The sequence below is a fragment of the Streptomyces sp. NPDC020681 genome, assembly GCF_044334895.1.
Lineage (GTDB): Bacteria > Actinomycetota > Actinomycetes > Streptomycetales > Streptomycetaceae > Streptomyces.
The window spans coordinates 442,650-468,557 of record NZ_JBIRTX010000005.1 but is presented as its reverse complement, the minus strand read 5'-3'; the positions used below and the strand labels follow the sequence as shown (position 1 = coordinate 468,557).

The following is a 25,908-nucleotide window of genomic DNA, read 5'->3' as shown; positions in this document are numbered from 1 at the left end:
GAAGCTGAGTGCGTGCTGAGAGTTCAGCGATTCTTTGACCCACCGTCAAGGGCGGAAACCGGTCAGCGGTGTTCAGATAACGGACGAGCGATGTCCCGATCGCTCATTCCGCGTCACACCGCGCTCACTGCACGCAGAACTCACTGCACGCAGAACTCATTGCCCTCCGGGTCGGCCATCGTCGTCCAGCGGCCCATCGGCTGATCCTGCTGGTACAGGACCGTCGCCCCCAGCCCCTCCAGTCGCGCCACCTCTGCCTCGCGGCGCTCCGGACCCACATGCAGATCCAAGTGCAGCCGGTTCTTGGCCGTCTTGGGCTCCGGGACGCGCTGGAACAGCAGCCGGCGACCCTGGCCCATGCCGGTCTCCTTGTCGAAGGGGTCGTCCGGATGACGGACGGCGGCGTAATCGCGCCAGGCGTCCCGGCCGTGCCACTGGACCGTGGAGTCGTCCGGCAGTTGCCCGTACCCCCGCAGGCGCTCGATGAGGGCGCTGTGGTCCTCGGTCTCGTAACCGAGGGCCGCTGCCCAGAAGTCGGCCTGTGCCAGCGGGTCGGACGTATCGACGACAAGCTTCCAGTGCGTGGTCATGAAACCAGTTATAGTGGTTACATGAGCGAGGCTGCAAGAGGACTGACCCTGCACACGAGGGAGGGCCGTCCCTATCGTTTCGACCCCGGCGCGCTCTGCCTTGAACTGCTGCCGACCGGCGGCCCTGGCGAGTACGCACGCTGGGAGGTCCTGCACACCACCGCCGACCTGGTGCGATGGTTCGGCGAGAGCCGGCTGCCCACCGGTGTCGAGCCGGTCGTCGTGGACGCGGAGGTGGCCGCGGCCCGCGCGCTCAGGGATGCGCTGTGGGCGCTGGCCGAGGGCCGGGTGTTCGGTCGCGCCGCGCGTGTCGCCGACCTCGACGTGGTCAACGCGGCCGCGGCCGAGGCCCCGCCGGTCCCGCGGTTCACGGCGGACGGGCGGCTCGCATGGGCCGCCGGGGTCACCGGCACACAGCTGCTGTCGGCGGTGGCCCGCGACGCGGTGGAGCTGTTCACCGGGCCGTACGCCGACCGGATCCGCCAATGCGGCGGGCACAACTGCTCCTTGCTCTTCGTCGACACCTCACGACCCGGCCGCCGTCGCTGGTGCGTCATGGAGAACTGCGGAAACCGCAGCAAAGTCCGGGCGCACCGGGCCCGTCAGAGCGAGGGAGAAGACGGATGACCGCAGGTCTGACCCAGGACGCCGGCTGGGAGATCGGCGTGTCCAGGACCCTGCCGTTGCCCGAGGTCGTGAAGACGCTAGAGGCGGCCTGAGGTCTCGGGCACCTCTGTCTCCACCTCTCTCTCCACCTCGACCTCTGCCTCTGCCGTGCGGGCGTCGTAGGTCGCCCGCGCCGCCGCGATCTCGCGCTGGTGCTCCTCGGTCCAGGTGACCAGTGCGCGGATGGTGGTGTGCAGCGTGCCGCCGAGCGGAGTCAGCTCGTACTCGACGCGCGGCGGGACGACCGGATGCACGGTGCGCTTCACGAGCCCGTCGCGCTCCAGCTGGCGCAGCGTGACCGTCAGCATGCGCTGGCTGATGCCGTCGATCTCGCGCCGCAGCTCGGTGAAGCGCAGCACACGGCTCTCGAGCAGAGCGATGACCAGCAGCGACCACTTGTCGGCGACGCGGTCGAGGATCTGCCGGACCTCGCAGTCCTCGCGGGTGTCCCATTGGAAGGGGCCCGGGTCTCCGGAGTCGGCGGGGCCGGTCACTCGGCAGTGACTCGGTGACTTCGAAGTGCCTTCTTCCATGTCAAGCCATGCTGCCGGAGGATCGAGTCGGTTACAAGAGAGAACTGGCCACCCGATCAGTAACCGCCTATTCCTCTTCTACGGAGTCCTCCATGTCTTCAGCCGTGCCTTCCTCCGGATCGCCCGCGTCCATGGCGATGTCCGCCAAGGCCTGGGCCCTTCTCCTGGTCCTCTGCGGCACGATCTTCCTGGAGGGCATCGACGTGGCCATGCTCGCCGTGGCCGTGCCCTCGATCAGATCCGACCTCGGCCTGTCGACCGGCACAGCGGCCTGGGTGATCAGCGCCTACGTACTCGGCTACGCCGGCTTCACGCTGCTCGGCGGCCGCGCGGCCGACCTCCTCGGCCGCCGCCGGATGTTTCTCGCCTGGCTCACCGTCTTCCTGGTCTTCTCCGGACTCGGAGGCTTCGCCGACGAGGGCTGGATGCTGATCGTGGCGCGCTTTGTCACCGGGGTCTCGGCGGCGTTCATGACACCGGCCGCGATGTCGATCATCACCACCTCGTACGAGGAGGGCCCGCAGCGCAACAAGGCGCTGCTCGTCTTCGCCGGAACCGCGGCCGGCGGCTTCTCGCTCGGCCTGGTCATCGGCGGACTGCTCACCCAACTCGGCTGGCGCTGGGTCTTCTTCGCGCCGGTGCTGCTGGCCGGCGTGATCCTGCTGGCGGCCGTACGCCTCATCCCGTCCGAGAAGCCCCCGGTCCGCAAGGGCGGCTTCGACCTGGCGGGCGCGGCGACGGCCGCGGGAGCGATGCTGCTGCTGGCCTACGCAATCGTGCGCCTGGAGCACGGGCCGGAGGGCTGGGGCACGACGGTGGCGGCGGGCGCCGGCGGGCTGCTGCTGGTGGCCCTGTTCACGGTGATCGAACGCCGCTCCGCGTCGCCGCTGGTCCGGCTGGGAATCCTGCGCCGCACGTCGATGGTGCGGGCGGACCTGGGGGCGCTGCTGTTCGTGGGCTCGTTCATGGGCTTCCAGTTCGTGGTGACGCTCTACCTCCAGGAACTGCGCGGCTGGTCCTCGCTGGAGACCGCGCTGGCACTGCTGATCGTCGGCTCCGACGCGGTGCTGGCCCCGACGCTCACCCCGCGCCTGGTGAACCGCTTCGGCAACGCGCGGGTCATCCTCGGCGGGTTCCTGCTGGCGACCGTGTCGTACGCGCTGTTCCTTCCGGTCGGCCTGGACTGGACGTACGCGTCGATGCTGCCGACGCTCGTCCTGACAGGCGTGGCGTTCGCCCTGGCGTACGGCCCGCTGACGATCGCCGCGACGGACGGCATAGCCGCGGAGGAACAGGGCCTGGCGGGCGGACTGCTGCACACGTCGACGCAGTTCGGCGCCGCGGTGGGGATCTCGGCGGTGACGGCGGTGTACGGCCTGGCCCGGTCGGGGACGGACCCGGCGTCCACGCTGGAGGCGTTCCGGTGGGCGCTGGGAGTGCCGGTGCTGATGGTGGTACTCGGCACGGCGATCACGCTGACAGGCGTCCGCCGGACTCCTCACCGCGGGTCCCCGGAGCGAGCGGAGTCCCAGGCGCCTGCGGCCGGCACGCACTAGGTCCCGAACTCCGGAGAGCCTTGACCCTCACATCGGGTCGATGTTCTCCGGGGCTTCGAGGTCCACCGGGCGCGCAGGGCGGGTGGGGCGCGCGGGGCCTCGGGCGGTGGCGCGTTCCGCCGAGGACAGCCAGCGTTCCCAGCGGTCGCGCATCGGGTGGATCAGGCCCCCGCCCACCCCCACGATCAGGATCCCCGCGATCGCCGCCAGCGCCGCCGTGAGCAGCGGGCCCGTCACCGTTGTCGCGATCTCCGCCTGGCCCAGCGCCGCGATCACGCCGAGGGTGACGATGGACGCCCAGACCACCGTGGACACGACCTTCGCGTACGGCGCTTCGCCCAGCGCCGAGGCGACGATGTCGCGGACCGCACGGGCGATCGCCAGCGCCACCACCACGATCACACACGCCACGATCGCCTTCGCTAGCCAGCCGACGACGTCGGCGATCATCGCGCTGACCGGGTTCGGCCCGAACACCCCGAAGCCCAGCTGCAGAACGACCAGCAGGATCCCGTAGTAGAGGATCTTGACGATGATCCCGGTCGCGTCGTACGGCGAGTCCTTCAGCGCGTGAGCGACCCCGCTCCGCTCCGCGAGCTTGTCGAAGCCCGCCTTCCGCAGCAGCCGGTCCGCGAACCGCGCCAGCAGTTTCGCCACCAGCCAGCCGATGAGCAGGATGACCAGAAACGCCAGCAGCTTCGGTACGAACCGGGCCACCGCCGACCATGCGTCGGTGAAGCCCTGGCCGAAGTCCACCGACAGGGCGAGAGGCTGGGGCAGGGGACGCGACATGCTTCGGTCGTAGCACCGGTCCGGCGGCCGGACCTGCGCCCAGGCCCGGACCTGGGCCGTTCGGGTCCCGAATCAGCCGGAGGACTCAACGGGCAACGGCTGCCGCGCCACAGCTCCCGCACCGGCAAGCCGTACCGCCTCCGCCCTCGTCCGCCGCGCCGTCCTCAGCGCATCCCACGTCAGGCAGGTCAGCGCCAGCCACACCAGGCCGAACCCGGCCCACCGCTCCGCAGGCATCGACTCGTGGAAGTACCAGATGCCCAGCAGGAACTGGCAGACCGGAGCCAGATACTGCAGCAGCCCCAGCGTGGACAGCGGCACCCGGATCGCGGCCGCTCCGAAGCAGACCAGGGGCGCCGCGGTGACGACGCCGGTCGCGGCGAGCAGCGCCGCGTGTCCCGCGCCGTGCGCGCCGAAGGTCAGAGTGCCGTCCGCGCCCAGCCAGAGCAGAAAGCCGAGCGCCGGCAGGAACTGGATCGCGGTCTCCGCCGCCAGCGACTCGAGGCCGCCGATGTTGACCTTCTTCTTGACCAGTCCGTAGGTCGCGAAGGAGAAGGCGAGCGTGAGCGAGATCCACGGAGGCCGGCCGTACCCGATCGCCAGCACCAGCACCGCCGCGAAGCCGATGGCGACCGCCGCCCACTGCGCGGGCCGCAGCCGCTCCTTGAGCAGCAGTACGCCCATGGCGATGGTGACCAGCGGGTTGATGAAGTAGCCGAGCGAGGCCTCGACGACATGGCCGGAGTTCACGGCCCAGATGTAGAGGCCCCAGTTGACGGTGATGACCGTGGCGGCGACGGTGATCAGCCCGAGCTTGCGCGGCCGGCGCAGCAGTTCGCGTATCCAGCCCCAGCGTCTCAGGGCCACCAGCGCGATGCCGACGACGGCCAGCGACCAGACCATCCGGTGGGCGAGGATCTCCGCCGCTCCGGACGGCTTCAGCAACGGCCAGAAAAGCGGGACCAGGCCCCACATCCCGTAGGCCCCGATCCCGTACAGCAGTCCTGCCCGCTGTTCGCCCTCCGGCTTCACTGACCCTCCCAGCCCCGCGCGCGTCACCTCGACGAAGGTACGCGCCACAGGGCCGGGCTGTCATGCCCGTATCGCCATACGGTCATGACGGCTGTGGAGCGTCAGGCGAGCGCCGCGGCGACCGATTCGGCGAGCGGAGTCGTCGGACGCCCGGCCAGCCGCGCCAGGTCGCCGGTCTGCCGGGCCAGCAGGCCCCGCTGGACCGCCGCGTCGACGTCGACGAGGATCTCGGCGAACGGCCCGGGCAGCCCGGCGCCGGACAGGATCTCCAGATGCGCCTCGGCCGGGACGTTGTTGTACGCGATGGCCCGGCCGGTCTGCCGGGAGAGCTCGGCGGCGTACTCCTCCAAGGACCAGGCGACGTCGCCGCTCAGCTCGTACGCGCGGTTCAGGTGGCCGTCTCCGGTCAGTACGGCGGCTGCGGCCGCCGCGTAGTCGGCACGGGCGGCCGAGGCGACCCGGCCGTCGCCGGCGCTGGCCACGACGGCGTTGTGCTCGAGCACGGGCGCGAGGTTCTCGGTGTAGTTCTCGGTGTACCAGCCGTTGCGCAGCAGGGTGTACGGCAGCCCGGAGTCCAGGATCAGCTGCTCGGTGGCCTTGTGCTCGCCGGCCAGCAGGAAGTCGGCGTCGGGACCGCCGAGCACGCCCGTGTACGCGAGCTGCGCGACGCCCGCCGCCTTCGCGGCATCGATCACGGCGGTGTGCTGCTGCACCCGCTTGCCGACCTCGCTGCCGGAGATCATCAGCACGCGGTCACCGGCCCGGAAGGCCCCGGCGAGCGTCTCGGGCCGGTCGTAGTCGGCGACGCGCACCTCGACACCGCGCGCGGCGAGGTCCGCGGCCTTCTCCTTGCTGCGGACGACGGCGGCGATCCGGTCCGCCGGGACGGTGGTGAGCAGCTCTTCGACGACGAGGCGGCCGAGAGCTCCAGTGGCTCCGGTGACAACAATGCTCATGGGTGATTTCTCCTCTTTGAAGCGTTTCCGGAGCTCACCCTACGGCGTGCACTAACTAGTGGAAAGTACCCACTTTGAAGTAAGGTACTGGCATGGCCGTAAGCAAGAATCTACGAGGGCCGGACGTCAATGAGCCGATGTGTCCCTCCCGCCTGATCCTCGAGCACGTCACCAGCCGCTGGGGTGTGCTGGTGCTCGCCGCGCTGCTGGACCGCTCGTACCGCTTCAGCGAGCTGCGCCGCGAGGTCGGCGGCGTCAGCGAGAAAATGCTCGCGCAGACCCTCCAGACGCTGGAGCGCGACGGCTTTGTGCACCGCGACGCCAAGCCGGTGATCCCGCCGCGCGTCGACTACTCGCTCACCGAGCTCGGCAAGGAGGCCGGCGAGCAGGTGTGGGCGCTGGCCCGCTGGACGGAGAAGCGGGTGGACGAGGTCGTCGCCGCGCGCGCCTCGTACGACGAGGAGAAAGCCCGAACTGCCGGATAGATGAGGCCTGTTGGTGGGTTGGCCGAGGGCCGTACGATCGGCGCACAACCCTGGGGGGAGAATTTCGTGCGGTACGCGAGAGCGTTACGGGCCGCCAGTTTCGTGCTGGCGGGCGGGCTGATCTGGACCGGCTGTTCGTCCGGCGCGGACGACACCAAGTCCAAGTCCAAGGCCGACAGCAAGACTTCCGCAGATGCGAAGGGCAGCACGCCGACGAAGCGGCCGACACCGCAACCCAGCCCATCGCCCGATGCTTTCGACTTCGACCCCGACCCCTCGCGCGCCCCCAAGACTCCCGCCGACGGTGTACGCATCGCTCGCGCCGTGGCCGCCGGGCCCGAGCTCCTCGGCCCCGACTTCGTCCGGCGCACGCCGTTCGAGACCGACCCGGCCACCTGGGCCGTCCTCGACACCGACTGCGTATGGCAGCGCTCGCCGCTTCCCGCCGGAGTGCTCGCCAGCCTCACCCGGCGCAGCGAGCTCCCGGCCGAAGGCGCCAAGGGCCCGATGTTCTTCGCCACCGTCGTCACCGTCCACCGCGATGTCTCCAGCGCCGACTGGGAGTTGGCGCGCAGCCTCGAAGAAGCGCTGCGCTGCCCGGACCAGCAGCTGAGCCGGAACGAGCGGGTCGTGGGACTGATCTCCCAGGGCACGACCTTCGGAGCGGGCGGCAACCGCTTCGCCGAGGACTCGATCGGCGAGGCCGGCGACTACTACAACGATCAGGGCGGCGGCCCGTACGACTACTACTGGGACCAGGCCCGCATCGGCCAGGTCACGGTCGCGGTCGTCGGCAAGGGCGGGAAGGGCCGCACCGACCAGGACATGAACGGGGCGATCCAGCGTGCGATCAGCCCCATGCTGATCCGCGCCGAGAACGAGCAGGAGGCCGCGCGATGACCGGTCCGCTGCTCCCCTCCGACCCTTCCTCGATCGCGGGCCACCGCCTCCTCGCCCGGCTCGGGGAGGGCGGCATGGGCGTCGTCTATCTCGGCCGTACGGACCAGGGGGCGCTCGCCGCCGTCAAGGTGATCCAGGCCGAGTACGCGTCCGAGCCGGAGTTCCGGGCCCGCTTCCGCCGCGAGGTCGAGGCCGCCCGGCGGGTCACCAGCCCCTGGGCCGTGCCCGTCACCGGCGCCGACCCGGACGCCGATTCGCCGTGGCTCGCCACCGCGTTCGTGGCCGGCCCTTCGCTGGGCGAGGCGGTCACCGCCTGCGGCCCGCTGCCCGTCCGGAGCGTACGGGTGCTGGGCAAGATGCTCGCCCGGGCACTCACCGCGGTGCATGCGGCGGGCCTCGTCCACCGCGATGTGAAGCCGGGCAATGTGCTGCTCGCGCTGGGCGGTAACGACGGGGCCGGAGGCTTTGGAGGAGGGCCGCGGCTGATCGACTTCGGCATCGCGCGCTCCGCCGAGGACACCGCGATCACCTCGGCCGACATGGTCATCGGCACGCCCGGCTTCCTCTCGCCCGAACAGGCCGAGGCACGCGGCGCGGAGACCGGACCGCCGAGCGACATCTTCTCGCTGGGCTGTCTGCTGGCGTACGCGGCGACCGGCCGGGCCCCGTTCGGTACGGGAGCGGTGGACGCGCTGCTCTACCGGACGGTCCATGACGCGCCCGATCTCGACGGCATCGAGGGCGAGTTGGCCGGGCTGCTCGAAGACTGCCTGGCCAAGGACCCGGCCGACCGGCCCAGCGCCGACGAGCTCGACGCCCGGATCGTCGAGGACACCCCGGAAGGCAGCATCGACTGGCTGCCCGACGACGTCGTACTGATGATCGCCCAGCGCTCCGCCGAGCTGCTCGCGCTGCCGGACATCGAACCGACGCGTGCCGAGACCGTGGCACCGGAACAGTCCACATCCCGGCGGCGGTTCCTGCTCGCGGCGGCCGGCGGGGCCGCGCTGCTCGCGGGCGGCGCCGGCGCCTGGGCCGTACTGCGTGACGACGAACCCTCCGCGGCCGGCCCGCCGGCCGGGACCCGCACCTGGACCATCGGCGTCCAGGCCGACCTCAGCGGCCCGCTCAAGTCGACCGGCCGCGCACAGGAGCAGGGCGCGCGCCTCGCCGTCGAACAGTTCAACTCCCGCAAGGACAAGCCCTTCCGGCTGCAGCTGAAGGCACTCGACGACGGCGGCGGCGCGGACCGTGCGCCGGCCGTCGCCAAGCAGTTCACCGCCGACCGCGATGTGCTCGCGGTACTCGGCCCGACCGACGACGCGACGGCCCGCGCGGTGCTGCCCGTGTACGACGAGGCGCTGCTGCCGCTGCTCGGCGTCTCTCCGGGCGCGATGGACCTGCCGAAGGCCGACCACCGCTCCTTCCTGAACGTCCGGCCCGGCGACGCGGTCGTCTCGGTGCCACTCGGCCTGCACCCGGCGGCCGAGCTCAAGTCGGCCCGTCCCGGGCTGGTTCAGGACCGGACGGCGGGTCAGTACGGCTGGGAGTCGGTCTTCATGGCCAGCGTCGGCATACGCCGCTTCGGCCGGGTGCCGTATCCGCGCGTGGTACCCGCGAACCTCACCGACTTCAAGCCCGTCGTCGCCGACATGCTGAAGGCGGGCGTGGACTCGTTCAGTTACTGCGGCTACGCACAGGGCGCGGCCCGCTTCGCCCGTGATCTGGCGGCCGCCGGTTTCCAGGGCCCGCGGATCGCGCCGCAGGCCGTACTGGATCCGGCGTTCCTTCGGGAGGCGGGCGACGCGGCCGAGGGCTGGCTGATCGCCGCCACTTTCGTCGACCCGTCCGCCGTGCCCACGGCGAAGGCCTTCACCGCCGCCTTCCGCAAGCGATTCGGCACGGCACCCGCCTACTTCGCGGCCGAGGCGTACGACGCCGTCAACCTCGTCCTCCAGCAGCTCATGGCTCATCACAAACAGAAGCGTGCTCTGCCGGACCGCAAGACCCTCGTAGCCCTGCTGCGCAAGGGCAAGTACCAGGGCATCACCAAGCCGTACGCCTTCAACCCGGAGGACGGCCGCTTGCTTGCAGGCGGTGTGTTCTACCACCGGGTGGAGGGCGGCCGCTTCCGCTACGTCGGCCCCGCGCCCTCGACCTGGTAGCCCGTGCAGCCGCTCACCGCCGGAGATCCGCCCGGCATCGGAGGCCACCGGCTGCTCGGCCGGCTCGGCGCGGGCGGCATGGGCGTGGTGTATCTGGCGCGTTCGGCGGGCGGCGCGCTGGTCGCGCTGAAGGTGATCCGCGCCGAGCACGCCGCCGACCCCGGCTTCCGGGCCCGTTTCGAGCGTGAGGCGCGGGCGGCGGGCCGCATCACCGGCCGCTGGACCACGCCGGTCGCCGGAGCCGATCCGTTGGCCCGCGAACCCTGGCTGGCCACCGCCTTTGTGCCCGGGCCCTCGCTCGCGGAGGCGGTCGCGCTGCACGGGCCGCTGCCGTACGCCACGGTGCGCGTGCTGGGGGAGCGGCTGGCCGAGGCGCTCATCGAGGTCCATGCGGCAGGGCTGGTGCACCGGGACGTGAAGCCGGGCAATGTGCTGCTCGCGCTGGACGGTCCTCGGCTGATCGACTTCGGCATCGCTCGGGCCGTCGGCGCGACCGCGCTGACCGCCACCGACATGGTGATCGGCTCCCCGGGCTATCTCTCGCCGGAACAGGCGCAGGCGGGGCGGGCGGGCGAGATCGGCCCGCCGAGCGATGTCTTCTCGCTCGGCTGTGTGCTGGCGTACGCGATCAGTGGCCGCCGCCCGTTCGGCACCGGCTCTTCGGCCGCGGTCCTGTTCCGCACGGTGCACGAGGAGCCCGAACTCGGCGGAGTTCCCGGCGAGTTGCTGCCGCTGGTGACCGCCTGTCTGGCCAAGGACCCGGCGGCCCGACCCACCGCCGAGGAGATACGGGCCGAACTGGCCGGGCCCGAGCCGGGCCCTGAGGCCGCCGACTGGCTGCCGTCCGCCCTGCCCCGCCTCATCGCCGAGCGTTCCGCCCGCGTCCTGGAACTGCCCGACCCCGAGCCGGACGAGCCCACGCGGACAGGGGAGACGGCCGTACAAGCCACTAGCCGCCGCCGCTTCCTCGCGGTCGGCGGATCGGCGGCGGGTGTGCTCGCGGTCGGCGGCGGCATCGCGGCCTATCTGGCGAGCCGCCCGGACGGCGGCTCGGACGCCGGGCAGACCCGCGGCGGCCAACTGCCGCGCCATGCCGTCGGGGTGCTGGCGGATCTGTCCGGCGGCGGCCGGGCCGCGGGCCGCGGCCAGGAGCGCGGCGCGCGCCTGGCGGCCGAGGAGTTCAACGCCCGCAAGGACCGGCCCTTCGACCTGACGCTCAAGGTCTACGACGACGGCGGGACGCCGAACCGGTCCAAGAGCGCGAGCGCCAAGCTCATCGCCGACGCCACGGTAAAGGCGGTCATCGGCCCGTCCGCGGACGGACCGGCGGAGGCAGTGTCGCCGCTGTACAAGGCCGCGTTGCTGCCGCTGCTGTGTGTCTCCGTCGGCTCGTCGCGCATCTCGACCATCAACAACCGCACCTTCTTCCAGCTCAGACCGGACGACAACAACGTAGCCACGCCCCTGGTCCACTACCTCACCGTCGTGACGCCGACCCGGCGGACCGCGATCATTGAGGACCGGGCGGCAGGCGACTTCGGCTGGGAGCTGGCGAAGAGCCTGAGCGAGACACCGCCGTCCAACGGCACCGCCACGGTGCATCAAGTGCCCGCGGCGAGCGAGGACTTCGGGCCCGCCGTCGCAGCGGCCGCCGCGGCCGGCGCGCAGGGTGTGATCTTCGCCGGGAACTCACCTCACCGGGCCGCACTCTGCGCCCGTGCGCTGAAGGAGGCGGGGTTCAAGGGCTCACGGATGGGCGTCGGAGAGGTACTGGAGCCCGCGTTCCTGTCCGAGGCCGGCCAGGCCGCCGAGGGCTGGGCCTTCGGCACGGCCTTCGTCGACCCGGCGGCGCAGCGCGGCGCCGAACGCTTTGTCGCCGCGTACAAGAAGCGCTTCCGGGTGGCGGAGGTGGACCGGTACGCCGTCGAGGCGTACGACACGCTGCTGTTCATCGCTCAGGCCATGCGCGGTCTGGGCACGGAGGGCGTGGAGCGCGGCGCGATGGTGCGCAGGCTGCGGGAGAGCTCGTACAAGGGACTGGCGAAGACGATCGCGTTCGACCGGCTCACACAGGCGCTGATCGCGCCGCCGGCCCAGTTCCTGCACCGGGTAGAGGGCGGCCGGGCGCGCTTTCTCGGACCGTACGGAAAGGTCAGGAGCACGGGCTCCTGACCTTTCCGTACCTGCCCGACGTGCCTGTGAGGAACGTCAGCCGACGACGGTCCAGGTGTCGTTCCCGGCGAGCAGCGCGGCCAGGTCGCCCTTGCCGTTCTGCTCGATCGCGGAGTCCAGCTGCTCGGACATCTGCGTGTCGTACACCGGCCGCTGCACACTGCGCAGCACACCGATCGGCGTGTGGTGAAGCGTGTCCGGGTCGGCGAGCCGAGACAGCGCGAACGCCGTGGTCGGGCTGGGGTTGTGCGCGTCGTGGACCAGGATCTGCGACTCGTTCTCGGCCGTGACCTGGACGACCTTGAGATCGCCGGTCGCCGGGTCCCGTACGACGCCCTTGCCGCCGTCCGCGCCGAAGCGGATCGGGCTGCCGTGCTCCAGGCGGATCACGGCCTCTTCCGCCTGCTGCTTGTCCTTCAGCGCGTCAAAAGCGCCGTCGTTGAAGATATTGCAGTTCTGGTAGATCTCGATCAGCGCCGTGCCCTGGTGCTGGGACGCCTGGCGCAGCACCTCGGTGAGGTGCTTGCGGTCGGAGTCGACGGTACGGGCGACAAAGCTGGCCTCGGCGCCGATCGCCAGCGACACCGGGTTGAACGGCGCGTCCAGCGAACCCATCGGCGTCGACTTGGTGATCTTGCCGACCTCGGAGGTCGGGCTGTACTGGCCCTTGGTGAGTCCGTAGATCCGGTTGTTGAAGAGCAGGATCTTCAGGTTCACATTCCGGCGCAGCGCGTGGATCAGATGGTTTCCGCCGATGGAGAGCGCGTCGCCGTCACCGGTGACGACCCAGACGGACAGATCGCGGCGCGAGGACGCGAGCCCGGTCGCGATGGCGGGCGCACGGCCGTGGATGGAGTGCATCCCGTACGTGTTCATGTAGTACGGGAAGCGGGAGGAGCAGCCGATTCCGGAGACGAAGACGATGTTCTCCTTCGCCAGACCGAGCTCGGGCATGAAGCCCTGCACGGCGGCGAGGATGGCGTAGTCACCGCAGCCCGGGCACCAGCGCACTTCCTGATCGGACTTGAAGTCCTTCATGGACTGCTTGGCCTCGGCCTTGGGAACCAGGGAGAGCAGAGTAGACGCCGTCTCAGTCATTGATGGCCTCCTTGAGAGCCGTGGCGAGCTGCTCGGCCTTGAACGGCATGCCGTTGACCTGGTTGTAACTCTGCGCGTCGACCAGATACTTCGCCCGGATCAGGCTGGCGAGCTGGCCGAGGTTCATCTCGGGTACCACTACCTTGCTGTAACGCCCCAGCACCTCTCCGAGATTCCCCGGGAACGGATTGAGGTTGCGCAGATGAGCCTGTGCGATGGGAATGCCTGCGGCACGCAGCCTGCGGACGGCGGCGGTGATCGGCCCGTACGTCGAACCCCAGCCCAGCACCAGCGTGCTCGCCTCGTCCGGGTCGTCCACCTCGAGATCCGGCACCTCGATGCCGTCGATCTTGGCCTGGCGGATCCGGACCATGAAGTCGTGGTTGGCCGGGTCGTAGGAGATGTTGCCGGTGCCGTCCTGCTTCTCGATGCCGCCGATGCGGTGCTCGAGACCGGGCGTGCCGGGCACGGCCCATGGACGCGCCAGCGTCTGCGGATCGCGCTTGTACGGCCAGAACACCTCGGTGCCGTCGGCCAGCTCGTGGTTCGGTCCGGTCGCGAACTGCACGCGCAGGTCCGGCAGCTCGTCGATGTCCGGGATCCGCCACGGCTCGGAGCCGTTGGCCAGATAGCCGTCCGAGAGCAGAAGCACCGGCGTGCGGTAGGCGAGCGCGATCCGGGCCGCGTCCAGCGCCGCGTCGAAGCAGTCGGCGGGCGTGCGCGGCGCGACGATCGGGACCGGGGCCTCGCCGTTGCGCCCGAACATGGCCTGCAGCAGATCGGCCTGCTCGGTCTTGGTCGGCAGCCCGGTCGACGGACCGCCGCGCTGGATGTCGATGATCAGCAGCGGCAGCTCCAGCGAGACCGCGAGACCGATGGTCTCCGACTTCAGCGCCAGGCCGGGGCCGGAGGTGGTGGTCACGGCGAGCGCGCCGCCGAAGGCCGCGCCGAGCGCCGCGCCGATGCCGGCGATCTCGTCCTCGGCCTGGAAGGTCCGCACACCGAAGTTCTTGTGCTTGGACAGCTCGTGCAGGATGTCGGAGGCCGGCGTGATCGGGTACGAACCCAGGTAGAGCGGCAGGTCGGCCTGCTTGGACGCGGCGACCAGACCGTACGACAGCGCCAGGTTCCCGGAGATGTTGCGGTACGTGCCGGTCGGGAAGGCCGTGCTCGCGGGCGCCACCTCGTAGGAGACGGCGAAGTCCTCGGTCGTCTCGCCGAAGTTCCAGCCGGCCCGGAAGGCCGCGATGTTCGCCTCGGCGATCTGCGGCTTCTTGGCGAACTTGGTGCGCAGGAAGGTCTCGGTGCCCTCCGTCGGCCGGTGGTACATCCAGGACAGCAGGCCCAGCGCGAACATGTTCTTCGAGCGCTCGGCCTCCTTGCGGGTCAGGCCGAAGTCCTTCAGCGCCTCGACGGTCAGCGTCGTCAGCGGCACCGGGTGGACGTGATAGGCGTCCAGCGAGCCGTCCTCCAGCGGGGAGGTGTCGTAGCCGACCTTGGCCATGGCGCGCTTGGCGAATTCGTCGGTGTTGACGATGATCTCGCCGCCGCGCGGCACATCGGCGAGGTTCGCCTTGAGCGCGGCCGGATTCATCGCCACCAGCACGTTCGGCGCGTCGCCGGGGGTGAGGATGTCGTGGTCGGCGAAGTGCAGCTGGAAGCTGGAGACGCCCGGGAGCGTGCCGGCAGGGGCGCGGATCTCGGCGGGGAAGTTCGGCAGCGTGGAGAGGTCGTTTCCGAACGACGCCGTCTCCGAGGTGAACCGGTCACCCGTGAGCTGCATACCGTCACCGGAGTCACCCGCGAAGCGGATGATCACCCGGTCCAGGCGGCGGATCTCCTTCTCCCCGGCGGGCCTGCGCTGCCCGCCGACAAGTGCCTCATTGGCTTCGTCGGCCTCGTCGGCACGTTCGGCTGGGCTACTGACCTGGCTGGTCACTGAACTGGACCTCCCTCGAGGCGGCTCTCCTCGGGCCCGGCCGGCCCCGCCGGCCGTCCCAGTGCCACCTTACGTCGGTAAGGGTGGCCTTCCTTGGACCGCTCATATGTTGGACGTCCGTTTGGTACGTCCTGGCGCCCTGGTTTGCCATATTTCGTTCGCCCCCCGGATCCTTCCGGTCCTTCTTTGAAAGACGCTCCCTGCTCATTCTTTGGTTCTAGGACTGCCGTCCTGCTCAAATACCGCTCAATAGCTGACAGAGTGTCAGTCAATTAGGAGTTGAGGTAGGTCAACACCGCCAGTACGCGCCGGTGATCCCCGTCACTGGGGGACAGCCCGAGCTTCAGGAAGATGTTGCTTACATGCTTCTCGACCGCGCCGTCGCTCACCACCAGCTGCTTGGCGATCGCCGAGTTCGTCCGCCCCTCGGCCATCAGACCGAGGACCTCCCGCTCGCGGGGCGTGAGCCCGGCCAGCACGTCCTGCTTGCGGCTCCGGCCCAGCAGCTGCGCGACCACCTCCGGGTCCAGCGCGGTACCGCCCCGGGCCACCCGCACCACGGCGTCCACGAACTCCCGCACCTCGGCCACCCGGTCCTTGAGCAGATAGCCCACACCCCGGCTGCTGCCGGCCAGCAGCTCGGTGGCGTACTGCTCCTCGACGTACTGAGAGAGGACCAGCACGCCGATCCCGGGATGGTCCTTGCGCAGCCGGACCGCCGCGCGCACACCCTCATCCGTATGAGTGGGCGGCATCCGGACGTCCGCGACGACCACATCCGGCAGCGCGTCCTGCGCGGCCAGCTCGCCGACGGTCTTGATCAACGCCTCCGCGTCACCCACGCCGGCCACGACATCGTGCCCGCGGTCGGTCAGCAGCCGGGTCAGGCCCTCCCGAAGCAGCACTGAATCCTCGGCGATGACCACGCGCACTCTGTCCTCCACAGCCCTGCAGCCCCCATGTCGATCCGCTTCCCACCCCTGTGGCTACCAGCATCTCAGGCTTGGTTACCGGCTGAGGGGTATTCCGGGTGCGGGGTGGGTCGGGGGCTCGGCACGCAGGCGCGGGCAGGAGGCCTCGGGATCAGCCGCGCCAGGGGAGTTCCGCGGTCACCATGGTCGGGCCGCCCGTCGGCGAGTCCACGACGAGGAGGCCGTCGACTGCGCCCAGCCGCTCCGCGAGCCCGGCCATTCCGGTCCCGCCGTCCAGCCGGGCCCCGCCCCGCCCGTCGTCCGTGACCTGCAGCATCAGCCGGTCCTCCGAGCGCCAGACATCCACCGTCGCGCGCCGGGCCTGCGCGTGCTTGCTGACGTTCTGCAACAGCTCGGACACGGTGAAGTACGCGATGCCCTCGATGGCTGCGGCGGGCCGGGACGGCAGATCGACGTCGACGGAGACCGGGACCGCGCAGCGGGAGGCGACCGAGGAGAGCGCGGCGTCGAGCCCGCGGTCGGTCAGTACGGCGGGATGGATCCCGCGGGCGAGGTCGCGCAGCTCTTGCAGCGCCACCTTCACCTCGCCGTGCGCCTCGTCCACCATGCGGGCCGCCGCCTCCGGGTCCTCCAGCAGCTTCTCCTTGGCCAGGCCGAGATCCATGGCGAGCGCGACGAGCCGGGCCTGGGCGCCGTCGTGCAGATCGCGTTCGATCTTCCGCAGGTCGGCCGCGGCGGTGTCGACGACGACGCCGCGGTCCGACTCCAGCTCGACGACGCGGGTCGCGAGGGTGGAGGGCCCGAGGAGCCCGCTGACCATCAGCCGGTCCACGTGCGCGAGGCCGCGGATCAGCCAGGGGGTGGCGAGTACGAAGACCAGGCCCACCGCGGCGGTGCTGCCGATCTCGAAGGGAGTGTCGGCGTAGAACTGGCGGCCGTTGGCGTCGCCGAAGACCGCGATGCCCGGCTGGTCGGTATAGCGCGGGAAGGTCCACTGCCACAGCGGGTACAGGAACAGCCCCCAGCCCGTGGCCCAGAAGGTGACGGCGATGCAGAAGGCGGTCACCGCCCACGGAAAGTGCAAAAACCCGTAGAGGAGCTGCCGCCACGACGTCCCGCTCTTGAGGACCGCGCCGACCCAGGACATCAGCCCGTTCGTCCGGGCCCGCGCCGGAGCCGGGTCGTCCACGTCGAGGTGCAGCAGCCCCCGGGCCCGGGACCTCTCCAGCGCACCGAAGGCGCGGCAGCCGGCGAGACCGGCGGCCAGGACAGGGATGCCGAGGAAGGTGATCAGCAGCCCCGCGCCGAGGGAGACGGTGACCACGGCGAAAGTGAAGAAGACGATGCTGATCGGCAGGCTCAGCAGCAGATACCCGAACTCCCGCCACGTCCGGCCTTCGAGCGGCGCGCGCACGACGGCGGGAAGAAAGTGCTGCCGCTCCGAAAACTGGTCCGTGGCCATCGGCGCCGTCCGTTCTGCGATGGGTGCTGTCATACGTCCAGCCTGCTGTGCGGGGGAGGCCCGCACCATGAGGGCGGTCGCCGTCTTGGACCGGGGGTTTTCCCTACCGTGGCCCCGCCTGCGTCACCGCAGCGCGCTCGCGCCACGGCAGTTCCGCCGTCACTGTCGTCGGTCCGCCCACCGGCGAGTCCAGTACGAACAGCCCGTCCACCGCATCCAGCCGCTCCGCCAGCCCGGCCATGCCCGTGCCGCCCTCCAGCCGGGCCCCGCCCTGCCCGTCGTCCCTGACCTGGATCAGCAGCCGGTCCTTCGACCGCCACACATCCACCGAGACGCTCTTCGCCTGCGCGTGCTTGCTGACGTTCTGCAGCAGCTCGGAGACGGTGAAGTACGCGATGCCCTCGATCGCCTCGGCCGGCCGCTCCGCCAGATCCACGGTCACCTTCACCGGCGCCGTACAGCGTGACGCGACGGACGAGAGCGCGGCGTCGAGCCCGCGGTCGGTCAGTACGGCGGGATGGATACCTCGCGCGAGGTCGCGCAGTTCCTGGAGTGCCACCTTCACCTCGCCGTGCGCCTCGTCCACCATGCGGGCCGCCGCCTCCGGGTCCTCCAGCAGCTTCTCCTTGGCGAGCCCGAGCCCCATGGCGAGCGCGACGAGCCGGGCCTGGGCGCCGTCGTGCAGATCGCGCTCGATACGCCGCAGGTCGGCCGCGGCGGTGTCGACGACGACTCCGCGGTCCGACTCGAGTTCGGCGATGCGCCGCTCCAGTTCGTCGGAGGGCGAGAGCAGCCCGCGCACCATCGCGCGGTCGGCGTTGGTCAGCCCGCGCGCGATGAACGGCAGTACGGGCCAGAGCACGAACAGGCCCACCAGCGTGACGGTGAACGTCAGCACCCCCCACGGCAGCCGGATGAAGTTGTACAGCACCGTCCGCCAGCCGACCGGGTCCTTCAGGCTCGCCCACAACCAGGGGAAGAGCCCGTCGCGGCGGTGCGGTCCGCGCATCGGGCTCGGCTCGTCGATCCGTACGCCGAGCAGCGAGCGGGCGCGCCCCCGTTCGAAGTGTCCGATTCCGCGCGCGCCGGTCAGACCGAGGGCGAGAAGCGGCAGACCGACGACCGTCACTGACATGAGTGCGCCGACGAAAATCATGAACGCCACGTAAACAAAGCCGATCAGTGCGATCGGCAGGTTGGCGAGGAGATGTGCGATCTCCTTCCAGGTGTGGCGGTCGAAGGCGAACCGCGCAGGCAGCGGCCGGTCATGGTCGATGGCGGGGTTGTTCGCGGTCATACGGGCCAGCCTGCCGGGCGGCGTCGCCGTGCGCCATGGGGTGCGTGGGTGGGATGAAGTAGGGATAACCCCACCTGATGCGGGACGCGACTGCTTACCGTCCCTTTAGCAGGGCCTAGACTCCGGATGCGTACGGAGAGATCGTCGAACAAACGGATCGAACAAATCCGATAGATCCGACAGATCGACTGTGAAGTCAGGGAGCGAGGGGCGGACGTGCCGGAACCGACCGTGGCCGTGCTCGCGGCGGACTACTTCGAGAGCTATTCGGTCGTCGGGCTGCTCGCGGTGATCGGCGTGCTGTTCGTCGCCGTGGCTTTCGGCGCAGGCCGGCTGCTGCGGCCCGTGGTGCCGACGCCGGAGAAGATGCTCACCTACGAATGCGGCGTGGACCCGGTCGGCGAGGGCTGGGCGCACACACAGGTCCGCTACTACGTCTACGCCTTTCTGTACGTGATCTTCGCCGTCGACTCGATCTTCCTCTTCCCGTGGGCGACGGTCTTCGCCGCCGCGGGTTACGGCGCGACGACCCTCGTGGAGATGTTCATCTTCCTCGGCTTCCTGGCCGTGGGACTCCTCTACGCATACAAGAAGGGCGTCCTGGCATGGACGTGACCCAGCCCGAGGCCCAGCCGGCTGTCCAGCCCGTGATGCTGCCGGAGCCGCAGCGCCTGGGCGTGCTGTCGCGCCTGGCGCCCGAGCCCATGAAAGTGGTCCTCAACTGGGGCCGCCGCTACAGCCTCTGGGTCTTCAACTTCGGGCTCGCCTGCTGCGCGATCGAGTTCATCGCGGCGTCGATGGCCCGGCACGACTTCATCCGGCTCGGCGTGATCCCGTTCGCGCCCGGCCCGCGCCAGGCGGACCTGATGGTCGTCTCGGGCACGGTCACCGACAAGATGGCCCCGGCGGTCAAGCGGCTGTACGAGCAGATGCCCGAGCCCAAGTACGTCATCTCCTTCGGCGCCTGCTCCAACTGCGGCGGCCCGTACTGGGACTCCTACTGCGTGACCAAGGGCGTCGACCAGATCATCCCGGTCGACGTGTACGTCCCGGGCTGCCCGCCCCGTCCGGAAGCGCTGCTCCAGGGCATCCTCAAGCTCCAGGAGAAGATCGCCCGCGAGTCGCTCGGCGAGCGGTACGGGACGGGCCGCGCATCCGTGGGCGAACTCCGCAGCGGCCTGGTGACCCCGCCGCCGGCACCGGGAGGTGACCGGTGACCGCGTACGACCGGCTCCCCGACTCCGTCACCGAGATCTTCGGCGAAGAAGCCACCGCCGAGCGGGCCTACGACCTGCTCACCGTCGACGTCCCGCCCGGCTTCTGGATCACCGCGCTGGAGATCGCCCGCGACAAGCTGGGCTGCACCTACTTCGACTGGCTGAGCGCGGTCGACGAACCGGGCACGGGCTTCCGCGTCTGCGCCCATGTCGTCGCCCTGGAGGGCCACCAGGTCCGCCGCCTGCTGCTGCGTACGACCGTCCCGCACGAGGCTCCCGTACTCGCCTCGGCCGTGACGGTCTACGCCGGAGCGGGCTGGCACGAGCGCGAGACCCACGAGATGTTCGGCGTCGACTTCACCGACCACCCGCACCTCGTCCCGCTGCTCCTCCCGGAGAGCTTCGAGGGCCACCCGCTCCGCAAGGACTTCATCCTCGCGGCTCGGGTCGCGAAGGCCTGGCCTGGGGCGAAGGAGCCGGGCGAGTCCGAACACGGCGGCCCGAAGCGCCGCCAGATGCTCCCTCCGGGCGTTCCGGACCCGAACGACTGGGGCCCCCTCAAGGGCCAACTCCCCCCGGCCCCGGCCCGCCCGGCCCGCACCCCCCGAGCAGCCACCACCCCGGGCGAACGCCCCCCACGCCGCGCACGCACCGCGGGCGAGGGCTCGGCGAGCCAGACGGCCACTCCTGGGGCCGCCGAGGCTCCGGGTCCGGCCGCTCCGGCCGGTGCTCCGGCCGCTCCTGGGACTCCGGCGGCGTCGACCGAGGCGGGTCCGGGAGCTCCGGGCGCGACACCGGCTCGCCGTACCCGCACGGCGAGCGAGGGCTCTGCGAGCCAGTCGGCGACTCCGCCCGAGGCCGCCGAGGCCCCGGGTCCGGCCGCTCCTGGGACTCCGGCGGCGTCGACCGAGGCGGGTCCGGAAGCTCCGGGTGCGACACCGGCTCGCCGTACCCGCACGGCGAGCGAGGGCTCTGCGAGCCAGTCGGCGACGACGCCTGGGGCCGCCGAGGCTCCGGGTCCGGCCACCTCGCCCGGTGCTCCGGCCCGGCGCTCGCGCAGCGCCGCCGAGGGCTCGGCAAGCCAGGCACCGGAGCCGACCGGTACTCCTGACACGCCTCCTGCGAGCCAGGCCGCGGAGACAACGCCGGTCGAGCCCCCGGCCACGTCGCAGGCACAGCAGGCCCAGCAGGCACCGCAAGCCCCGTCGCCGTCGCCGCGAACCCGTAGCGCCGACGCCCCGTGGCATCACGCCCGCCCGGCATTCGACGACACGGATTCCGAGGCGAAACCGGACACCGAGGCGAAGCCAGCGGCTCAGCCCGAGGCAAAACCGGAGCCCGAGGCAAAACCGGAGGCTCAGGCTCAGCCCGAGCCGGGGCACCAGCCCGAGGCTGAGGCCGGTGCCGAACCGGCCGCGCCCGAGACCGACACCCCACCCACTCCACGGCCCGAGCCCGCGTCCGCTGACGGACCCGAGGACCGGCCGACCGACACCGCTGGAGGCGACCTCGCGTGAACGACGCTATCGACGTCGCCCTCCGGCTGGTCGTCGTCTTCGCCGTGTTCCTTGTGCTTCCGCTCGTCATCGGGCAGACCGAGCACAAGGTCATGGCTCATATGCAGGGCCGCCTCGGCCCCATGTACGCCGGCGGCTTCCACGGCTGGGCCCAGCTCGTCGCGGACGGCGTGAAGTTCGCGCAGAAGGAGGACGTGGTCCCCGCAGGCGCGGACCGCCGCATCTTCCAGCTCGCTCCCGCCGTCGCACTGCTCCCGTATCTCCTCGTGCTGGTCGCGATCCCGATCGGCCCGAGCGAGAGCGCGGTCGGCCAGGTCGTCGACGCGGGCATCTTCTTCGTGCTCGCCGTGATGGGCGTCGGCGTGCTCGGCTCGCTCATGGCGGGCTGGGCCTCTGCCAACAAGTTCTCCCTCCTCGGTGGTCTGCGGACCGCCGCTCAGCTGCTGGCATACGAGCTGCCGATGCTGCTGACCGCCGCCTCGGTGGCGATGGCCGCCGGCACGGTCTCGCTGCCCGGCATCCTGAACGCCTTCGAGTGGTGGTGGCTGCCCTGGCAGATCGTGGGCGCCTTCGTCTTCTTCATCGCCGGCCTCGCCGAACTCCAGCGCCCTCCCTTCGACATGCCGGTCGCCGACTCCGAGATCATCTTCGGCGCGTACACCGAGTACACCGGGCTGCGCTTCGCGCTGTTCCTGCTCGCCGAGTACGCGGGCATCGTCGTCCTGTGCGGTCTGACCACCGTCCTCTTCCTCGGGGGCTGGCACGGCCCGTTCGGCGCGGAGGGCCTGGGCTGGGTCTGGACGCTGCTCAAGACGGCCGTGCTCGCCTTTGTCGTCATCTGGCTGCGGGTGACCTATCCGCGGATGCGCGAGGACCAGCTGCAGAAGTTCGCGTGGACCACGCTCGTCCCGCTCGCCCTGGCCCAGATCGCTCTCACCGGCATCGTGAAGGTGGTGATCCAGTAATGGCTCCGATTCCCGGATCCGGCCTCGCCAAGGGCCTCGCCGTCACCCTCCGCACGATGACGAGGAAGTCCCACACCGCGCAGTACCCGGACGCCCAGCCCGAACTTCCGCCCCGCACGCGCGGCGTGATCGGCCTGTTCGAGGAGAACTGCACGGTCTGCATGCTCTGCGCCCGTGAGTGCCCCGACTGGTGCATCTACATCGACTCCCACAAGGAGACGGTGCCGGCCGCCGCGCCCGGTGGCCGCGAGCGGAGCCGCAATGTGCTCGACCGCTTCGCCATCGACTTCGCGCTCTGTATGTACTGCGGTATCTGCATCGAGGTCTGTCCTTTCGACGCGCTGTTCTGGTCGCCGGAGTTCGAGTACGCGGAGACGGACATCCGCGAACTCACGCATGAACGCGACAAACTCCGCGAGTGGATGTGGACGGTGCCCGCGCCGCCCGCGCTCGACCCGGGTGCCGAGGAGCCGAAGGAGATCGCCGCGGCCCGCAAGGCGGCCGAGAAGCTCGCCGCCGCCCAGGCGGAACCCACCCCGGCCCCCGAGGCACCGGCCACAGCCGGCCCCGCGTCAGACGCACCGGCCCCGGGCGCACCGGCCACGGACGGCCCGGCCCCGGACGGCCCGGCGTCGGACGGCCCGGCCGGCTCCGCCACGCCGCCCGCCGGTGACGGAGGTCCGGCATGATCCTCACCGCAGCCGCGACCCAGGGCTTCCTCTCGCCGACCGGCGTCGAGGTCGCCTTTCTCTTCGTCGGCCTCGCCACCCTCGGCGCGGCAGCCATAACCGTCACGACCAAGCAGCTGGTGCATGCCGCCCTCTGGCTGGTCGTGGCGCTCGGTGGCCTCGCCGTCGAGTACCTCCTGCTGACGGCCGAGTTCATCGCCTGGGTGCAGGTCCTGATCTACGTCGGTTCCGTGGTCGTCCTCCTTCTCTTCGGGCTGATGCTCACCAAGGCCCCCATCGGCCGCTCCCCGGACGCCGACTCCGGCAACCGCTGGGTCGCACTCGCCGTGGCCGCCGCCGCCGCGGCCGCCCTGGTCTGGGTGGTCGTCGACGCGTTCCGCACCACCTGGATCGACCTGGACGGACCCGCCCAGGGCTCCACCCAGGTGTCCGGCGAAATCCTCTTCCGGCACTGGGTGCTGCCGTTCGAGGCGCTCTCCGTGCTGCTGCTCGCCGCGCTCGTCGGCGCGATCGTCCTGTCCCGCAAGGGCACCAAGGATCCCGAGGGGGAGCGCTGATGCATCTCGCCTATCCCGCCGTGCTCGCCGTCCTCCTCTTCTGCATCGGGCTGTACGGCGTACTTGCCCGCCGCAACGCGATCCTGGTCCTGATGTCCGTCGAGCTGATGCTCAACGCGGTCAACCTCAACCTCGTCGCCTTCGACGTCTGGCTCCGCGACTCCCTGCACGCCGGCCAGGCGCTCACGCTCTTCACCATCGCCATCGCGGCAGCCGAGATCGGCATCGGCCTGGCGATCGTCCTGATGGTCTACCGCAACCGCGGCACGTCGGACGTCGACCGGCTCCGCGACACCGCCGAAGGCCCCGACGGCATCCCCGACACCCCTGACGAGACCGCCCCGGCGCAGAAGGCTGAGGCCACCGCGTGACCACGACGACCCTCGCCGTCCTCGTCCCTCTTCTTCCTTTCCTGGGCGCGGCGGCCGGACTGCTGCTCGGCCGTACGGCACCCGGTTTCGTACGGCCCCTGGCCGTCCTGCCGACCCTTGTCGCGACCGCGATCGCCGTGCTCGTTGCCGTCCGCCAGGGCGGGGAGAAGGCGATCAACGCCTCGACCCAGCTCACCCCCACCGGCTCGGTCCCGATCGACCTCTCGCTCTACCTCGACGGCTTCGCGGTCCTCGTCGCCGTCCTGGTCGGTGTCGTCGCGTCCTGCGTGCAGATCTACTCGACGGGCTATCTGCGCGACGACCCGCGCTACCCCTCGTACGCGGCTCTCGTCTCCCTCTTCACCTCCGCGATGCTGCTCGTCGTCTACTCGGGCGACCTGATGGTGCTGCTGGTCGGCTGGGAGATCATGGGCATCTGCTCGTACTTCCTCGTGGGCCACTACTGGGAGACGCCCGAGGCGCGCGCCGCCTCCCTGAAGGCCTTCCTGGTCACCAAGCTCGGCGATGTCCCCTTCCTGTTCGGTCTGTTCGTGCTGGCCACCGACGCCGGCACCTTCCAGATCACCGGGATCCTCGGCTCCGTCGCGGCGGGCGGGATCGATCACCCCACCCTCGTCGCGCTGCTGCTCCTCGCGGGCGTGGCGGGCAAGTCGGCGCAATTCCCGCTGCACACCTGGCTGCCCGACGCGATGGCGGGCCCCACTCCCGTCTCCGCGCTGATCCACGCCGCGACGATGGTCGCGGCCGGCATCTACTTCGTGGCCCGGCTCCTTCCCGTCTTCGCCGCCTCCGCGGCGGCGCTCATGGTGCTGGCCGTGATGGCCGCCATCACGATGGTCGGATCCGCTCTCGCCGCCCTCGCCCAGGACGACATCAAGCGGGTCCTGGCCTACTCGACCATCGGCCAACTCGGCTACATGTCAGGCGCTCTGGCCGTCGCAGACCGCGGCGCCGCCGTCTTCCACCTCCTTGCGCACGGTGCGTTCAAGGCGCTGCTCTTTCTCGCCGCCGGCGTGATCATCCACGCCGCCGGCACCAACTCGCTGGCCGCCATGTCCCGGATGAGCGGCCTCGCCAAGCGCATCCCCGACGCGTACTGGACGATGACCGTCGCCCTGTTCGCGCTCGCCGCGATCCCTCCCTTCGCCGGCTTTTTCTCCAAGGAAGCCGTCCTGGTGGCCGCCGAGCACGCTGCGTTCGGCGAGACCGACGTCGCTCCGAGCGCCGCGGGCTGGACGGTGCTGGTCGCCGGTCTGGTGACCGCACTCCTCACCGCCGCGTACGCGATGCGCCTGTGGCTCCTCGCCTTCCGCGGCCACGGAGCCGAAGCGCCCGACCACGGCCGCGATCCCATCGCCATGAACGCCGTGCTCTGGGTGCTCGCCATCCCCTCCCTCGGTTTCGGTCTGACCGTCGGCTACCTCGACGGCTGGTTCGACGGCCACCCGCTCACTCCGACGGTGACCACCGCCGTCCTCGGCACGGGTGTCGCGCTCGTCGGCGGACTCATCACCTACGGAGCCTGGCGCGCGCTGCACTACCGCGAGGACGCCCTTGCGGCCCGCACGCCCATGGGCGCCGTCGCCGCCCACCCGGAAGCCGCCCCGTCGGTCACCGAGGCGGAGGCCATCGCCACCCACACCCCCGCCTACGGCGACGTGGCCGCAGCACCCGACCCCGCCGACCCCGGCCGACTGCTGCTCGGCCCACTGCACCGCCACGCCGCCGCCGGCTTCCACGTCGACGCCGTCTACCGCGTGCTGTTCGTCCTTCCCGTCCGCGCGGGCGCCGAGCTGGTCCGCTTCCTCGACCGCGAGGTCGTCGACACGTACGTACGCGGCGCGGGCACCGGCTCCAACTGGCTGGGCTGGCTCGTCCGTCGCGCCCAGACCGGCAACGTGCAGACCTACCTCAGCGCGCTGCTCGCCGGTTCCGCCGTCCTGGCGGTCGCTGCCGTCGTCCTGTCCAACGTCAACGCGGGATCGTGAGCCGTGAT

Annotated in this window: 24 protein-coding genes; 14 read left to right on the top strand and 10 right to left on the bottom strand. The window is 70.8% G+C overall.

Annotated features, from left to right (window positions below):
• Positions 1-140: 140 nt before the first annotated feature.
• Positions 141-590 (bottom strand): VOC family protein, encoded by a 450-nt coding sequence (locus tag ACH4YL_RS15140; RefSeq protein ID WP_398507750.1) that lies wholly within the window; start codon positions 588-590, stop codon positions 141-143.
• Between the two features lie 21 nt (positions 591-611).
• Between ACH4YL_RS15140 and ACH4YL_RS15135 the strand changes: the two genes are divergently transcribed.
• Positions 612-1,217 carry a CGNR zinc finger domain-containing protein gene (locus ACH4YL_RS15135; RefSeq protein ID WP_398507749.1) on the top strand — a complete coding sequence of 202 codons (606 nt, stop codon included), beginning with the start codon at positions 612-614 and terminating at the stop codon, positions 1,215-1,217.
• A gap of 77 nt (positions 1,218-1,294) precedes the next feature.
• Here the strand turns inward: ACH4YL_RS15135 and ACH4YL_RS15130 are convergent, their stop codons facing one another.
• Positions 1,295-1,789, bottom strand: coding sequence for a winged helix-turn-helix transcriptional regulator (locus ACH4YL_RS15130; protein WP_398507748.1), 495 nt, complete (start codon positions 1,787-1,789; stop codon positions 1,295-1,297).
• Positions 1,790-1,926: 137 nt separating this feature from the next.
• On the opposite strand from ACH4YL_RS15130, the gene ACH4YL_RS15125 reads away from it, so the two are divergent.
• Positions 1,927-3,345: an MFS transporter gene (locus tag ACH4YL_RS15125; RefSeq protein WP_398507886.1), complete on the top strand. Its 1,419-nt coding sequence runs from the start codon at positions 1,927-1,929 to the stop codon at positions 3,343-3,345.
• A 27-nt stretch (positions 3,346-3,372) separates the two neighbouring features.
• Here the strand turns inward: ACH4YL_RS15125 and ACH4YL_RS15120 are convergent, their stop codons facing one another.
• The 3 genes from ACH4YL_RS15120 to ACH4YL_RS15110 form a co-directional block, all read right to left on the bottom strand.
• Entirely contained in the window at positions 3,373-4,137 is a 765-nt protein-coding gene (locus tag ACH4YL_RS15120; protein WP_398507747.1) for a hypothetical protein, read from the bottom strand.
• Between the two features lie 72 nt (positions 4,138-4,209).
• Positions 4,210-5,169: an EamA family transporter RarD gene (gene rarD, locus ACH4YL_RS15115; RefSeq protein ID WP_398507746.1), complete on the bottom strand. Its 960-nt coding sequence runs from the start codon at positions 5,167-5,169 to the stop codon at positions 4,210-4,212.
• 101 nt (positions 5,170-5,270) lie between these two features.
• The gene (locus ACH4YL_RS15110; RefSeq protein ID WP_398507745.1) at positions 5,271-6,125 is read right to left on the bottom strand and encodes an SDR family oxidoreductase; all 855 of its coding nucleotides are present in this window, start codon (positions 6,123-6,125) and stop codon (positions 5,271-5,273) included.
• Between the two features lie 92 nt (positions 6,126-6,217).
• Between ACH4YL_RS15110 and ACH4YL_RS15105 the strand changes: the two genes are divergently transcribed.
• The 4 genes from ACH4YL_RS15105 (at position 6,218) to ACH4YL_RS15090 (ending at position 11,847) form a co-directional block, all read left to right on the top strand.
• Entirely contained in the window at positions 6,218-6,610 is a 393-nt protein-coding gene (locus ACH4YL_RS15105; protein WP_398507744.1) for a winged helix-turn-helix transcriptional regulator, read from the top strand.
• 66 nt (positions 6,611-6,676) lie between these two features.
• The gene (locus ACH4YL_RS15100) at positions 6,677-7,510 is read left to right on the top strand and encodes a hypothetical protein (RefSeq protein WP_398507743.1); all 834 of its coding nucleotides are present in this window, start codon (positions 6,677-6,679) and stop codon (positions 7,508-7,510) included.
• Positions 7,507-9,675 (top strand): bifunctional serine/threonine-protein kinase/ABC transporter substrate-binding protein, encoded by a 2,169-nt coding sequence (locus ACH4YL_RS15095; protein WP_398507742.1) that lies wholly within the window; start codon positions 7,507-7,509, stop codon positions 9,673-9,675. Before ACH4YL_RS15100 ends, ACH4YL_RS15095 begins: the two co-directional genes overlap by 4 nt.
• A 3-nt stretch (positions 9,676-9,678) precedes the next feature.
• Positions 9,679-11,847 (top strand): bifunctional serine/threonine-protein kinase/ABC transporter substrate-binding protein, encoded by a 2,169-nt coding sequence (locus tag ACH4YL_RS15090; RefSeq protein WP_398507741.1) that lies wholly within the window; start codon positions 9,679-9,681, stop codon positions 11,845-11,847.
• A gap of 36 nt (positions 11,848-11,883) precedes the next feature.
• Here the strand turns inward: ACH4YL_RS15090 and ACH4YL_RS15085 are convergent, their stop codons facing one another.
• From ACH4YL_RS15085 to ACH4YL_RS15065, 5 genes are all read right to left on the bottom strand, one after another.
• Positions 11,884-12,945 (bottom strand): 2-oxoacid:ferredoxin oxidoreductase subunit beta, encoded by a 1,062-nt coding sequence (locus tag ACH4YL_RS15085; RefSeq protein WP_398507740.1) that lies wholly within the window; start codon positions 12,943-12,945, stop codon positions 11,884-11,886.
• Positions 12,938-14,884, bottom strand: coding sequence for a 2-oxoacid:acceptor oxidoreductase subunit alpha (locus ACH4YL_RS15080; RefSeq protein ID WP_398507739.1), 1,947 nt, complete (start codon positions 14,882-14,884; stop codon positions 12,938-12,940). The genes ACH4YL_RS15085 and ACH4YL_RS15080 overlap by 8 nt, the downstream gene beginning before the upstream one ends.
• Positions 14,885-15,156: 272 nt before the next feature.
• Entirely contained in the window at positions 15,157-15,816 is a 660-nt protein-coding gene (locus ACH4YL_RS15075) for a LuxR C-terminal-related transcriptional regulator (RefSeq protein ID WP_398507738.1), read from the bottom strand.
• A gap of 151 nt (positions 15,817-15,967) precedes the next feature.
• Positions 15,968-17,311, bottom strand: coding sequence for a sensor histidine kinase (locus ACH4YL_RS15070; RefSeq protein WP_398507737.1), 1,344 nt, complete (start codon positions 17,309-17,311; stop codon positions 15,968-15,970).
• A gap of 70 nt (positions 17,312-17,381) precedes the next feature.
• A complete protein-coding gene (locus ACH4YL_RS15065; protein ID WP_398507736.1) occupies positions 17,382-18,575 on the bottom strand; it encodes a sensor histidine kinase in 1,194 nt (397 codons plus the stop codon).
• 216 nt (positions 18,576-18,791) lie between these two features.
• Here ACH4YL_RS15065 and ACH4YL_RS15060 point away from each other — a divergent pair, with 216 nt between their 5' ends.
• The 8 genes from ACH4YL_RS15060 to ACH4YL_RS15025 are packed head-to-tail and all read left to right on the top strand — an operon-like array spanning position 18,792 to position 25,900.
• A complete protein-coding gene (locus ACH4YL_RS15060) occupies positions 18,792-19,190 on the top strand; it encodes an NADH-quinone oxidoreductase subunit A (protein WP_398507735.1) in 399 nt (132 codons plus the stop codon).
• Positions 19,181-19,792, top strand: a complete 612-nt coding sequence (locus ACH4YL_RS15055) for an NADH-quinone oxidoreductase subunit B (protein ID WP_398507734.1) — start codon at positions 19,181-19,183, stop codon at positions 19,790-19,792. Before ACH4YL_RS15060 ends, ACH4YL_RS15055 begins: the two co-directional genes overlap by 10 nt.
• Positions 19,789-21,309: an NADH-quinone oxidoreductase subunit C gene (locus ACH4YL_RS15050; protein ID WP_398507733.1), complete on the top strand. Its 1,521-nt coding sequence runs from the start codon at positions 19,789-19,791 to the stop codon at positions 21,307-21,309. The genes ACH4YL_RS15055 and ACH4YL_RS15050 overlap by 4 nt, the downstream gene beginning before the upstream one ends.
• Positions 21,306-22,274, top strand: coding sequence for an NADH-quinone oxidoreductase subunit H (locus tag ACH4YL_RS15045; RefSeq protein ID WP_398507732.1), 969 nt, complete (start codon positions 21,306-21,308; stop codon positions 22,272-22,274). The genes ACH4YL_RS15050 and ACH4YL_RS15045 overlap by 4 nt, the downstream gene beginning before the upstream one ends.
• Complete coding sequence (locus ACH4YL_RS15040) at positions 22,274-22,963, top strand: 4Fe-4S binding protein (protein WP_398507731.1); 690 nt, start codon at positions 22,274-22,276, stop codon at positions 22,961-22,963. The genes ACH4YL_RS15045 and ACH4YL_RS15040 overlap by 1 nt, the downstream gene beginning before the upstream one ends.
• Positions 22,960-23,520 carry an NADH-quinone oxidoreductase subunit J gene (locus ACH4YL_RS15035; protein ID WP_398507730.1) on the top strand — a complete coding sequence of 187 codons (561 nt, stop codon included), beginning with the start codon at positions 22,960-22,962 and terminating at the stop codon, positions 23,518-23,520. The genes ACH4YL_RS15040 and ACH4YL_RS15035 overlap by 4 nt, the downstream gene beginning before the upstream one ends.
• A complete protein-coding gene (nuoK, locus tag ACH4YL_RS15030; RefSeq protein WP_398507729.1) occupies positions 23,520-23,891 on the top strand; it encodes an NADH-quinone oxidoreductase subunit NuoK in 372 nt (123 codons plus the stop codon). Before ACH4YL_RS15035 ends, nuoK begins: the two co-directional genes overlap by 1 nt.
• Positions 23,888-25,900: an NADH-quinone oxidoreductase subunit L gene (locus tag ACH4YL_RS15025; RefSeq protein ID WP_398507728.1), complete on the top strand. Its 2,013-nt coding sequence runs from the start codon at positions 23,888-23,890 to the stop codon at positions 25,898-25,900. Before nuoK ends, ACH4YL_RS15025 begins: the two co-directional genes overlap by 4 nt.
• Positions 25,901-25,908: the final 8 nt, after the last annotated feature.

Excerpts from the sequence above, each read along its gene's own strand:
- ACH4YL_RS15140 (WP_398507750.1), bottom strand. The coding sequence starts at position 590 with ATGACCACGCACTGGAAGCTTGTCGTCGATACGTCCGACCCGCTGGCA.
- ACH4YL_RS15135 (WP_398507749.1), top strand. The coding sequence starts at position 612 with ATGAGCGAGGCTGCAAGAGGACTGACCCTGCACACGAGGGAGGGCCGT.
- ACH4YL_RS15130 (WP_398507748.1), bottom strand. The coding sequence starts at position 1,789 with ATGGAAGAAGGCACTTCGAAGTCACCGAGTCACTGCCGAGTGACCGGC.
- ACH4YL_RS15125 (WP_398507886.1), top strand. The coding sequence starts at position 1,927 with ATGTCCGCCAAGGCCTGGGCCCTTCTCCTGGTCCTCTGCGGCACGATC.
- ACH4YL_RS15120 (WP_398507747.1), bottom strand. The coding sequence starts at position 4,137 with ATGTCGCGTCCCCTGCCCCAGCCTCTCGCCCTGTCGGTGGACTTCGGC.
- ACH4YL_RS15110 (WP_398507745.1), bottom strand. The coding sequence starts at position 6,125 with ATGAGCATTGTTGTCACCGGAGCCACTGGAGCTCTCGGCCGCCTCGTC.
- ACH4YL_RS15105 (WP_398507744.1), top strand. The coding sequence starts at position 6,218 with ATGGCCGTAAGCAAGAATCTACGAGGGCCGGACGTCAATGAGCCGATG.
- ACH4YL_RS15095 (WP_398507742.1), top strand. The coding sequence starts at position 7,507 with ATGACCGGTCCGCTGCTCCCCTCCGACCCTTCCTCGATCGCGGGCCAC.
- ACH4YL_RS15085 (WP_398507740.1), bottom strand. The coding sequence starts at position 12,945 with ATGACTGAGACGGCGTCTACTCTGCTCTCCCTGGTTCCCAAGGCCGAG.
- ACH4YL_RS15070 (WP_398507737.1), bottom strand. The coding sequence starts at position 17,311 with ATGACAGCACCCATCGCAGAACGGACGGCGCCGATGGCCACGGACCAG.
- ACH4YL_RS15065 (WP_398507736.1), bottom strand. The coding sequence starts at position 18,575 with ATGACCGCGAACAACCCCGCCATCGACCATGACCGGCCGCTGCCTGCG.
- ACH4YL_RS15055 (WP_398507734.1), top strand. The coding sequence starts at position 19,181 with ATGGACGTGACCCAGCCCGAGGCCCAGCCGGCTGTCCAGCCCGTGATG.
- ACH4YL_RS15040 (WP_398507731.1), top strand. The coding sequence starts at position 22,274 with ATGGCTCCGATTCCCGGATCCGGCCTCGCCAAGGGCCTCGCCGTCACC.
- ACH4YL_RS15035 (WP_398507730.1), top strand. The coding sequence starts at position 22,960 with ATGATCCTCACCGCAGCCGCGACCCAGGGCTTCCTCTCGCCGACCGGC.
- nuoK (WP_398507729.1), top strand. The coding sequence starts at position 23,520 with ATGCATCTCGCCTATCCCGCCGTGCTCGCCGTCCTCCTCTTCTGCATC.